At 55.6% G+C, this 11,516-nt stretch carries 11 protein-coding genes; 8 read left to right on the forward strand and 3 right to left on the reverse strand.

Translation table 11 applies throughout. The features are described from left to right. The first annotated feature begins 71 nt into the window (after positions 1-71). The 3 genes from hcp to ABJK56_RS13075 all read left to right on the forward strand — a co-directional run bounded on the left by hcp (position 72) and on the right by ABJK56_RS13075 (position 3,886). The gene (gene hcp, locus ABJK56_RS13065) at positions 72-1,421 is read left to right on the forward strand and encodes a hydroxylamine reductase (protein ID WP_347245108.1); all 1,350 of its coding nucleotides are present in this window, start codon (positions 72-74) and stop codon (positions 1,419-1,421) included. 341 nt (positions 1,422-1,762) lie between these two features. Continuing rightward, the gene (gene nrfH / locus ABJK56_RS13070) at positions 1,763-2,362 is read left to right on the forward strand and encodes a cytochrome c nitrite reductase small subunit (RefSeq protein WP_347245109.1); all 600 of its coding nucleotides are present in this window, start codon (positions 1,763-1,765) and stop codon (positions 2,360-2,362) included. 66 nt (positions 2,363-2,428) lie between these two features. Further along, positions 2,429-3,886 carry an ammonia-forming cytochrome c nitrite reductase subunit c552 gene (locus tag ABJK56_RS13075; protein WP_347245110.1) on the forward strand — a complete coding sequence of 486 codons (1,458 nt, stop codon included), beginning with the start codon at positions 2,429-2,431 and terminating at the stop codon, positions 3,884-3,886. A gap of 59 nt (positions 3,887-3,945) precedes the next feature. On the opposite strand, the gene ABJK56_RS13080 is transcribed toward ABJK56_RS13075, so the two are convergent. Further along, complete coding sequence (locus ABJK56_RS13080; RefSeq protein ID WP_347245111.1) at positions 3,946-4,773, reverse strand: methyltransferase domain-containing protein; 828 nt, start codon at positions 4,771-4,773, stop codon at positions 3,946-3,948. A 159-nt stretch (positions 4,774-4,932) separates the two neighbouring features. Here ABJK56_RS13080 and chrA point away from each other — a divergent pair, with 159 nt between their 5' ends. Together chrA and ABJK56_RS13090 are read left to right on the forward strand one after the other, a co-directional pair. Further along, positions 4,933-6,099, forward strand: coding sequence for a chromate efflux transporter (gene chrA, locus ABJK56_RS13085; RefSeq protein WP_347245112.1), 1,167 nt, complete (start codon positions 4,933-4,935; stop codon positions 6,097-6,099). 222 nt (positions 6,100-6,321) lie between these two features. Then, positions 6,322-7,119, forward strand: coding sequence for a DUF1080 domain-containing protein (locus ABJK56_RS13090; RefSeq protein WP_347245113.1), 798 nt, complete (start codon positions 6,322-6,324; stop codon positions 7,117-7,119). Here ABJK56_RS13090 and ABJK56_RS13095 read toward each other — a convergent pair. Then, a complete protein-coding gene (locus tag ABJK56_RS13095) occupies positions 7,116-7,943 on the reverse strand; it encodes a hypothetical protein (protein ID WP_347245114.1) in 828 nt (275 codons plus the stop codon). The two genes, ABJK56_RS13090 and ABJK56_RS13095, sit on opposite strands and share 4 nt — an antisense overlap. A gap of 463 nt (positions 7,944-8,406) precedes the next feature. Here ABJK56_RS13095 and ABJK56_RS13100 point away from each other — a divergent pair, with 463 nt between their 5' ends. The 3 genes from ABJK56_RS13100 to ABJK56_RS13110 all read left to right on the forward strand — a co-directional run bounded on the left by ABJK56_RS13100 (position 8,407) and on the right by ABJK56_RS13110 (position 10,893). Next, positions 8,407-9,507, forward strand: a complete 1,101-nt coding sequence (locus ABJK56_RS13100) for a DUF1559 domain-containing protein (protein ID WP_347245115.1) — start codon at positions 8,407-8,409, stop codon at positions 9,505-9,507. Between the two features lie 71 nt (positions 9,508-9,578). Next, positions 9,579-9,779, forward strand: coding sequence for a hypothetical protein (locus ABJK56_RS13105; protein WP_347245116.1), 201 nt, complete (start codon positions 9,579-9,581; stop codon positions 9,777-9,779). Positions 9,780-10,008: 229 nt separating this feature from the next. Further along, positions 10,009-10,893, forward strand: coding sequence for a TIM barrel protein (locus ABJK56_RS13110; protein ID WP_347245117.1), 885 nt, complete (start codon positions 10,009-10,011; stop codon positions 10,891-10,893). Between the two features lie 165 nt (positions 10,894-11,058). On the opposite strand, the gene ABJK56_RS13115 is transcribed toward ABJK56_RS13110, so the two are convergent. Next, a partial coding sequence (locus ABJK56_RS13115; protein WP_347245118.1) for a carboxypeptidase-like regulatory domain-containing protein occupies positions 11,059-11,516 on the reverse strand: 458 nt, incomplete at its 5' end.

Consider the following 11,516-nt stretch of genomic DNA (forward strand, 5'->3'; position numbering starts at 1 on the left):
AGACCTTCAAACGAAAGAGTGAGTGCACAAGAAGTTCCCGAGTTTGTGATACAGAAAAGGAGGACCTGCCTATGTTTTGCAACCAGTGTGAACAGACCTCGAATTGCACCGGATGTGTCATCAGCCCGGGTGTGTGCGGCAAAAACGAGGATGTGCAATCCCTTCAGGAGACGCTGCTTTATGGCGTGAAAGGAATGGCTGCGTATGCCCATCATGCCCGGCGGCTGGGCATGGTTGATGAAGAGGTGGATGCGTTCATCGAAAATGCCCTTTTTGCCACGATGACCAACGTGAACTTCGATTTAGACAGCCTTTTCGAGCTGGTCCTCGAGTGTGGCCGCCACAATCTTCGGGTTATGGAAATGCTCGACGAAGGCCATGTCCGTCGGTACGGACAGCCCAGTCCGACTACGGTCAAAGAGGGGACCCAGGCCGGACCAGGGATCCTCGTGACGGGCCATGACCTCCGAGATTTGGAGGAGCTTCTGAAACAGTGTGAAGGTACTCCCGTCAAGGTATACACGCACGGGGAAATGCTCCCCGCCCACATGTATCCCAAGCTTCGCGAACATCCCAATTTGGCTGGGCATTACGGAGGCGCCTGGCAGAAGCAGCGTCGGGAGTTTGAGGAATTCTCCGGGCCTATTGTGGCCACCACCAACTGCATCCTTATCCCTAAGGACAGCTACAAGGATCGCGTGTTCACAACCCGGGTGACGGCCGTTCCCGGCGGTACCCGCCTGAAAGATGGTGATTTTTCTCCGGTGATCAAGAAAGCATTGGAATGCCCACCCCTCCCGGAGAAAATCGAACGTGAAAGCACCGTTGGTTTCCATCACAGCGTGATTCTGTCGCTGGCCGATCAGATCGTCCAGGCCGTCAAGGAAGGAAAAGTCAGTCATTTCTTCGTCATTGGTGGTTGCGACGGTGCGGAAATCGGGCGAAACTACTTCAGCGATTACGCGCGGGCGACACCGCCTGATTCCTTCATCCTGACATTGGGGTGCGGGAAGTACCGGATTCGGGATTATGACTACGGTACGCTGCTCGGTCTGCCCAGGCTTCTGGATATGGGCCAGTGCAACAATGCCTACGGAGCCATTAAGGTGGCTTTGGGATTGGCAGAGGCTCTGGGGTGCTCTGTCAACGACCTGCCGCTCACGCTGGTGGTCTCGTGGTTCGAGCAGAAAGCCGTGGCTGTGCTGCTGACGCTCCTTTACCTGGGGGTGAAGGGCATCACCATCGGCCCGAAACCACCGGCTTTCATCACCCCGAACGTGTTCAAAATTCTCCAGGAAAAGTACGACTTGCGACTGATTGGACAGAGGGCGGAAGACGATCTGCGGCGCGTCCTGGCGGTCCGGGGCTCCAGCACCGCAGACACCCGCTCGGTGTCACCTAAAGCCAACATCGCCGGCTGATCGTCGTCCTCGAACGGCCGTGCCCGGCTCCCGGGAAAAAGGGGCGGTAGGGAATCTGCAGGCTCCCTACCGCTTCCTTCATCTGGGTTAGTTAACCGACCGTTGAGATCTCACGTTCCAGGAAATTCCTTACGGAGGGTGACCACAGAGCGGCCGATGCGAATATTGTCAAAAAGGAAAGTTTCTGGAATGTTGCGCCCCTAAACAATGGTTTTAAGTTACAAGGTTACGAACGGGATGCCAGGCTATTTCACACATGGTGCGTATTGTTCACCTGTTCGATAAAGATGAAAGACTTATCTGACATGGACCTTGCTTTCCCGAAGGCGAGGAAGCCACGCTTGTGGAACTTTCTTTCGCTGGGGTGGCTTCCCGTACCCCTGCGATTGCTGGTTTTTGGTAGTTGGGGGATCTGCCTGGGGCTTGCCGCCCTTGTGGCTCATATTTCTCGTGCTCCCTCCTACTTGAGCGATGACCCCGAGGTGTGTGTCAATTGTCACGTGATGCGGCCCGAATATGTAAGCTGGCGTCACAGCAGTCACGCGGAGGTGGCCCACTGCAATGATTGCCACGTTCCTCAGGATTCTTTTTGGCGACACTGGCTTTTCAAGGCCCGGGACGGTCTCTGGCACGCCACCGTGTTCACGATGCGCTGGGAGCCACAGGTAATCAAGTTGTCTAGGAGGGCGGAGCCAGTTGTGGAGCAAAACTGTCGGCGCTGTCATGAACCGCTGATCAGTTTCACGTCCCTTCGCGAACATGTACCCGGGGATCTCCGTTGCTGGGATTGTCACACAGAGGTGCCCCACGGTTCAGTACGGGGCCTGGCGACCACACCCGGTTACCTTGACCCAAGCCTGCCGCCGGTGGGGCCCAACACTTTGGGACCACAAGTGGGTGGCCGGGAACCGCGGGCGTCTGGTAATGGTGCACACCGGTGATCCGTCCGGATCGATTGTTAAGCACTTTTGAAAACTTTTTGAGGAGTTGAAACAGAGGTAGAAACGATGAATCACACCGAAAAGACTTCACATCAAAAACAATGGGTCTGGGCAGGATGGCTGCTTTTCGGGCTTGCTTTGATCGTTACGTTTGCGCTTGGACTCTTGGCGTCGTCGATACTCACCCGGCGGCGAGAGGCCTTGCCGCCCCAGCCCGTTCACCCAATTGCCAGATGGGAATCGGATAGCAGCAAATGGGCGGCCAATTTCCCGCGGGAATATGATCGCTACCGTCAGATGATGGACGATACCACGCGAACGAAATACGGCGGCGCTTTTCCCCGGGACTACCTCGAAGAAACGCCGGCTAACGTGATCCTGTTTGCAGGATATGCTTTTGCCAAAGAGTACCGGCAGGCTCGAGGTCATGTATGTGCGGTGGAAGATGTCACGCACACCAAACGGGTTAACGAGAAAACACCGGCCACCTGCTGGACCTGCAAGAGCTCAGATGTCCCGCGGCTGTTGGCCCAGATGTCGCCTGCCGACTTTTACAAACAGCCCTTTGCTGCATTCAAAAGCGAGATCACTCATCCTATCGGCTGTTTGGATTGTCACGATCCCACAGACATGCGGTTGGTCATCACCAGGCCGGCGCTCCGTGAAGCGTTGCAAAGGCAGGGGCGCGATCCCGATAAGCTTTCGCACCAGGAAATGCGAACCATGGTGTGTGCGCAGTGTCACGTCGAGTACTACTTCAAGGGTGAAGGGAAGTACCTGACGTTTCCGTGGGACAAGGGCACGTCCCTCGAACAGATCGAAGCCTACTACGAGGAAGCCAACTTCAGCGACTGGACGCACGCTATTAGTCATGCTCCCATGGTGAAAATGCAGCACCCGGATTTCGAAATATACTCCACGGGAATCCACGCGTATCGCAATGTGTCGTGTGCCGACTGTCACATGCCATACATGAGTGAGGGGGGCGTTAAATTCACCGACCATCATGTGCAGAGTCCGCTGCTCAACATCGCCAACTCGTGCGCTGTGTGTCACAGGTGGAGCGAGGAGGAGATCCGCAGTCGTGTGGAAAGCATCCAGGACAAAATTCACGAAGTGCGGGGACGGGTAGAACAGGCCCTCGTAGCAGCGCACTTCGACGTGGCAGCCGCCATGCAGGCTGGGGCCACAAACGAGGAACTGCAAACTGCTCGCCAGCTCATCCGTCGCGCACAGCTTCGATGGGACTTTGTGGCGGCCAACAATGGCATGGGCTTTCACTCACCGGCGGAGTGCCTGCGGATTCTTGCTGCAGCCCTCGATCTCGCCGGGCAGGCTCGCTCCGAGGCCAGCCGCATTCTGGCCAAACACGGGATCACTGACCCCATCAACTATCCCGATGTGAGCACCAAGGAAAAAGCCCAGGCCGTGGAGCAACTGTTCGTCAAGGGGACTCCGCCCAATCTTTTGCCTCCAAAGGTCAGTGGGGTTCGCGCTTCTGCCGCCCTGACGGCAGGACTATGATCCCTCGAAATCGGTGGAACACCTCCGCCTAGCGCCAGTCATGCACTTTTCATGAGAGATTACCGCCGCCGAGTCCGCCCGGTTCCTCGCGGTTTTGGGCGATGGGGCTTTCGGGGATGGCCCTTTTTCAAAGGGTCGCGATCTTCTTCCGCCGAAAAAACAGGAGGGGGCAGCGTGGTGGCTAATGCCCTGGCTTGATCATCTGTAATGTCCTGCCTGGCGTACCCGTAACCGCGGAAGATCGGCAAACCTTTCAACCGTGCGTAGATTTCCCTCCGTGTTCGCCCCTCTGGCATGTCGGGCCACGGGCCCTCCTGGTCCTGGAAGTGGAAGAAGTGATCAACAAGCGGTCGCACATAGCGCCAGTAGGCGGGATTGTCCGTTTGCAGAACGAACAGCCCACCGGGAACAAGCGACCGATGCACCAACGCCAGAAAAGCAGGGGTCAGTAACCGCCGGTGCTGCTTTTCCGGGTCTTTGTACGGTTGAGGATGGTACACGTGGATTTCCGCCACACTATGCGGGATCACGTAATTTTCCAGAAATTCGTGGCCTCCACACACAATAAAACGGACGTTGGAAAGCCCACGCTGATTGGCCCGTCGGGTCGCGTAACGGATCACAACCGGCAAAATGTCCAGGCCGATGTGATTAAGCTCGGGACGCCGTAAGGCGCTGGCCAAGGTGAAACGTCCGTTGCCGCAGCCGATGTCCAAAACGAGCGGTGCCTCCCGGCCGAAGACCGCTGACCAATCAATGGGACCGGGCGGCGGAAGTCGCTTGATGGCCGTTTTCACCCACTGCTCCGGAGGAAGGATTCGCCCAGGAATGGGAACGCCAAACTCGTACTCGACCTCGCGATCCCGGTAGTCTTTGAGATGTTTCATAAAATTCTCATGTACCGCAGAAAGCCTCAGCCGAACATAATGGAGAGAATTGTCGTAGCATAAAGAAGCCGCACGGATGGGGCAATCCCTCACTATTGTATACTGGCCTCCAAATTCGAAGAGACTGTTCGGAAATTGCCCGGGCGTTAAGGTGCAAACATGCTTTTGCGGCAACTGGCCGAAATCCTCTGGGTCTTCTCGCAAATCGGATTGACGAGTTTTGGCGGATCGGCTGCCTCCATCGCGATCATCCAGCAAGCACTCGTTCAGCGTCGCGGCTGGTTGAGTCCCGAAGAGTTCATGGACTACGTGGGAGCCAGCCACTTGATTCCAGGCCCAATTGCCGTGCAACTCTCCCTCCATTTGGGCTATCGGAGGGCAGGCTTACTGGGAGCGTTGGCGGCGGTCGTGGGATTCGTCGTTCCGGCGGCGATGATTACCTGGCTCTGCGCAGTCGTCTACGTGCGCAATCAAGGGTTGCCCGCTCTGGAGGCCTGCTTGGCGGGGATCCGACCGGTCATTCTCGCAATCATCCTTGTTTCCATCACTCAAATTGCACAGGGAAAATTGCGGCGACCCACAAATCTCGCGATCCTCGCAGCCGTGGTGGCGGCGTATTTGCTCGGCGCCAATCCGTTTGTCGTTCTTGTCGCGGGCACATTCCTGGGTATCGTTTTATTTCATGTAATTCCATCCAGGAATGGCATTTCTCCGCCCGGCAACCGCCGTCCTAATGACACCGTTTCCCACCTTATTTTCCCTTTTATCGGTGGCGTGTCAGCCGCTGGTGCTTCATCCCTGGTCACACAGTTGTCACCTTTTCAGCTTTTTCTTTCCTTTGCTAAGGTGGGCATCTTTCTTTATGGTGGTGGAAATGTGCTGGCAGCCTATTTAGTTTCCGAATTTGTTAAGACCGGCATTATTTCGCATCAACAATTGCTGGACGCGTTAGCCGTGGGCCAGAGTACGCCCGGTCCTATCCTTACGGTCGCCACATTTCTCGGCTATCTGCTGGGGGGCCATATCGGAGCTGTGGCGGCCACAGCAGGTATGATCACCCCCTGTGTCGTGCTGGCGTCGGTGCTCCATCCCTTCGTGCGAAAGGCACGCACCTACCGTTGGTCTGCTGCTTTTTTAGACGCCCTAACCCTCGCAGTCATCGGTTTAATTCTGGGAGTGTGCGTGGATCTGGGCCGACAAGTCTTCACTCATCCCACGGCAATTGCGCTGGGACTATTTGCCCTGTGGGCGGCCGCAGTCTGGAAGATTTCCCCCGTCCGTTTGGTCCTGGCGGCAGCGCTCATCGGGCTGCTTATCGGCCAGTGAGATATTGTGCTAACAAACGGCTGGTGGTCACGCCGCTCCACGTGCACTTTGGGTGACTATTCTGCTATCCTACTTAGAGACGCGCAGGGTGTTGGCTTCCCGGGCCCCAGATGCTGTGCCATAATGATACTCGGACGAGAACCACCGACGTGGTCGAATTTGTTCTTGTGCGCAGCTAGCTGCGCAAAGCTCACAGCATCCTAGGTTGAGGAGGCGTCAACCATGCGAAGCCGTTCCCCCCATTTTTTGGAAGTGGTCGCCGGGATACTCCTCGTGAGCATCTTTTTGACATGTAGTGCAAAGATCGCTTTTGCTGAAGGCAGTGCCGGGTCTGGCGGTGCAGGCTCTGAAACTCCGAACAGGCATGTACCTGGCGAAGCTACTTCACCGGCACAAGCCAAAGAGAAAAAGCCTTCGCCCTACCAGTGGCGTGACCTCTTCGACGGTAAAACGCTCAACGGTTGGAAGGTGCCCAAGTTCGGGGGAGAGGGACAGGTGAAAGTCGAAGATGGTTGCATCGTAATGGAACGCGGGGACCCCATGACGGGAATCGCCTGGGCGGGGGATTTTCCAAAAACCAATTATGAAGTCGAATACGTTGCCAAGCGAACAGATGGAATCGACTTTTTTGCCACGGTCACATTTCCCGTGGGCGACAGCTTCTGCAGCTTCGTCACGGGCGGCTGGGGCGGTTCGGTGATCGGGCTTTCTTCGATCAATTTCAACGACGCTTCAGATAATGAGACCACACAATTCATGGTGTTTAACGACAACCAGTGGTACAAATTCCGGGTCCGCGTTACCAAGGCCAAAATCGAGGTATGGGTGGACGAGAAAAAAGTGGTGGACTTCATTATCGGGGATAACAAAATTTCGACCCGATACGAGGTGGACCTGTGCAAGCCATTTGGCTTCGCGAGCTGGTGCTCGACCGGGGTTATCAAAAGTATTCGGCTACGGGAACTGACGCCGAAAGAGGTCAAGGCGATCGAGGAAGAAGCGGAGAAAACGCGGCTCTAGCGCGTTTCGTTGTTTTTCGCTCGACGGGACGTTTGGTAATCGATCAGGTCCACGCGGCGGAAAGCAATCACAGCGCGGTTTGCCTTGTCAACCCGATCACGGTCTTCCGGTGTCAATGCGCCCGAAATGCTATGAATGCTCCGTAGCTCCAGGCGTCGGCCGGGTAGCCACTCCAGAAAGTTTCTTGCAGCGGGGATGAGCACAACTTCTCGGGGCAAGAGTTTATGTTCCCGCAACGTGTCGTTGACCACCAATCTGGCGAAAGGTGGCCGGGATCCGGGAACCAGCAGCGTGTTGGCGCGGGCGATCCAATCTGAGACGTCCCAAAATTGCACACAGGTGGACTCGTCAAGGCACGGTTGTGCCCTCACCCGGTACGTCATCCAGGGGCTGGAAAATGTCCACTGATCCAGACCGTCCTGGCGGATTTCGAATTGCGGTTGGCCACAAAATCGAAATACTGGGTCAGGATGTTCGGAGGCGCGTGCCCGAAGGCGATCCAGAAACAAAAGGGCCGTTTCAAAGCTGACCTGCGCTTGTTCCCCGCGCTGGAAGTCGAGGAATGTGATCCGTTTTCGGGAAAGATCGATGATCGTGGCCTCCGAGGGTGAATCGAGAAAGTCGTACGCTCGATCGGAAAGAATGATCGTGAGGCTCTGACTGATCAGCTCATCGCGACCGCGGTAAACCCGATTTTCGATGCGCAATGGCTCTTTTGCTGGAGGAGAGTCGTCGGCCAAAGCCGAATGACCTGCGCCGACTACCAGGGTGGCTATCGCCACAGCGCCGATCCACCGCCCTAATTTGCGGCGAAATTCAAGCACGGATTGTGAACCGCCAGCGTTTCCCATACATCCCGGGCGTCAAATTCTGCGTCTTGCCTTGATGGTGCTTTGTCAAGCCGGAAAGAATAGCGAAAAAATAAGCCCTTACCAAGACCATTGCGCCCATCGCACTGGCCTCCCGGCGAATCGGGTCATCCGCGATAAAAAAACCCGGCCTCCAATCCGTACCAGGAGGTTTCAAAAAATCCATGCCAAATGATTGCAGTCGAAGCAAACGGTTGATAGAATACCAGCCGCGGGGCAGGGTGGGGATCATTGGTGACCAAGCATGGGAGGCTCCCGTGCCAACCTATCGGTGTCGGTGTGACCTCCGGGATGGGCAACGGGCGATTTGCCGAAAGGTCGCTTCTCTGGGGCGGCGAAGCGATTGGGTATGACGCGTATACCGTATTTTGGGTTATTGTGTTTCTTTTGACAACCTTTTCGAAGAAGGAGGTAACTCATGAAGCTGCTAAGGTCTGTGCTGCGAGTCCGCGGCGGTTTCACGCTCGTGGAACTTCTCGTCGTGATCGCCATCATCGGAATTCTCATTGCTTTGCTTCTGCCGGCTGTGCAGGCAGCGCGGGAAGCGGCTCGGCGGTCACAATGCACGAACAACATGAAGCAGATCGGGTTGGGGTTACAAAACTATCACGACACCTACAAGAGTTTTCCGCCCGGCGTCGTCTGGGGACAGGGATGCATGGGGGCGCCAGCAGGGGATACCTCCGCTCAGGACTATTGCCAGAACAACCAGGTTCCTCTTGCCTATCACCACACCTGGAACGCTATGATTCTGCCTTTCATTGAGCAGAAAACCGTGTACGACACCATCAACTGGAAGGCCCCCGTTTGGATCGGGCCCGACCTCCAAGGAAGAAGCCCCCAAGGGGTGGTGAGCACGGCTATTCCCACGCTCCGCTGCCCCTCGGATGGGAATTTCCTTAAGCCGAACCAGTCTAACAATATTGCCATTACAAATTACCCGGGCAGTGAGGGGTACCACTGGCATCCTGGTCCTTGTTGCTTTGGCAATTGGAGTCCTTGGAATACGGTTCCCGATCCGATTACCCAGACTTGTACCATCCATGGTGTTTTCACTCAGACCCGCACGACCAACATATCCCAAATAACAGATGGCACAAGCAACACGATTATTTGTTGTGAAAAGGACTCGGTTGGGCATTACGGCGGACCAATTTGGACGAGCGGTACAGGGAAGCGGCGCGCCATCAGTGATGCCATCGCTTGCAGCGCCTTCTTGGGCACCGCGGTGGGTGGCTGGGGGGCCAACGAAACGGGGCAACACGTCCAGAACGTCGATGGAGGCTCCAAGTCGGCCTGGAGCTGGTTCCGCTGGAACCCGGGCACGTACATGCCCACCTATATCGCGGCCTGGGGACCGAACGCTGAGTGGCCCAGCCCATCGAGCTATCACCCGGGTGGGGTGAACGCTCTCATGGTGGATGGAAGTGTCCAATTCATCCGCGACAATATCGCGTGGGGAACATGGTTCCGGCTCAATTCGATTGCTGACGGCCTCCTTCTCCAGTCGGCTTTCTAATTGACCGTGAACTTCGTGTGAGTAACCAGTGTGTTTTTGCAGCGGTGGGATTTCTTGGGAAGGAGCTGTGTATGCTCAGAGTGTTTGCCTTGGTTTTGATGGCAGGGTTGGCGTTAACCACCCTGGGAGGTTGCGGTGGCAAAAAGCCGGAAGCTAACCCGCAATTTAATCCCGAGACTGCCAAACATCCTGAGAAAATCGCTAACCCCATGGAGGGGATTCAGCCTGGGCAGCCTCCAGGGCCTCCTGGTCCGGTACGAACCGGTCCGTGACGTAATCGTTGAGTTACGCAGGCGTTTCTCAGTGAGGTTCGCGCACATGGCGGCGCGGCATCATTTCGATGGCGCGCCGTTTTTTTTGACAAAACGGAAAAGACATTGTTGTCAAAAGCAGGGCCAACACTCGCCCGTCGCATTTCTGCGTCTGGCAAACTACAATGGGGGACTGATTGGCTGTGGGGAATGTGCTCGAATTCTGGTGTAAATGCATCGGAGGACGACAATGAAGACGCGAGTGACTCGACGCGCGATGATGGGAACGCTAGCGGGTACAGCGATGGCCGCTACCGTGGCCCGGTACTCTCATTCGCAGGCAGAAGAATCGTCAGCCCCGCTCAAAGGCAATATCAATCACTCGGTGTGCCGATGGTGTTATGGCCGCGTTTCACTGGAAGAGTTGTGTGCATTCTGCAAGAAAATTGGAATCAAGTCGGTGGAACTGCTCGGCCCAAATGATTTTGAAACAATTAAGAAGTATGGGCTGACGTGTGCGATGGTCTCTTCCGGGGCCAGCATTCCCAAGGGTTTCAACAAGTTGGAAAATCACGGAGAGTTGGTGGAGCGGTATGAAAAGATGATCCCCATCGTGGCCGAAGCGGGCTTTACCAACCTGATTTGCTTTTCCGGCAATCGGGAGCCGGGCTTGGACGACGAGCAGGGACTCAAGAACTGCGTCGTGGGCATTAAACGAATTCTGGGTCTCGCGGAGAAGCACAAAGTGGTCCTGGTGATGGAATTACTTAACAGTAAGGTCAATCACAAAGATTATATGTGCGACCACACGGCATGGGGAGTTGAACTGTGCAAGCGGATCGGTTCAGAGAATTTCAAACTGTTGTACGACATCTACCACATGCAAATTATGGAGGGCGACCTCATCCGTACTATTCAGGAAAACATTCAGTATATTGCCCATTTCCACACGGGTGGAAACCCCGGTCGACATGAGATTGATGAGACCCAGGAGATTTACTATCCCGCCGTGATGAGGGCCATCGTGGCAACGGGATACAAGGGCTTTGTGGGGCAAGAGTTTGTGCCGCGCAATCCTGAACCGGCTGCCGCGTTGGCATCTCTTGAACGCTGCGTGCGAATTTGTGACGTGTAAGCGCTCGCCGTCACTACCGGCACACGTCAGTACACCAATCGGTACACCAAGCTCTCGAAAGACGGCCTTAGCAAAAAAAAGCGGTGGGATCGCCGTGCAAAATCCCACCGCAAGTCTTTTTTACTAGTCGACCTTGTTTGGCAGCCTATTTCAGCGATTCTACGATCATTCGATTTTGATATCGAACGTGTTAGCACCGTCTGAGATTGTCGTAGTAATCCCGGACCTCGAAGGTTCAAAGTACTTGTTGGGGATGTCGATAAGCGTCGGTGCCTGACCGCCACCTTGCCGCGCAGCCATGATGGCGCTCATCGCAGCGCCCTTTCCGGCATCCGTGTTGACCCCAATTTGGACCTGACCAAGGGGGACATGTTCAACCTTGAATTTCCCTTGGGCGTCGGCATTCGCCGTCGCAGTTTCCTTACCGTTGGTGACAATGATCAGGGCGAACGGTACAGGCTTACCTTGGTAGGTTACGGTACCTTCCAGTGTGGCGTTCGAGAGTTTGAGCGGCTCCACTCTCTTTCCGCAGGAAGCAAGAATGAGCAGACACCCTAGCCCAAAAATGAACGCAAAACGTTGAACCAGTCCTCCCATTGTGATAGTGCCTCCCGGGTTTTCAA

Source organism: Thermogutta sp. (assembly GCF_039793925.1).
In the GTDB taxonomy this organism is placed as follows: Bacteria; Planctomycetota; Planctomycetia; order Pirellulales; family Thermoguttaceae; genus Thermogutta.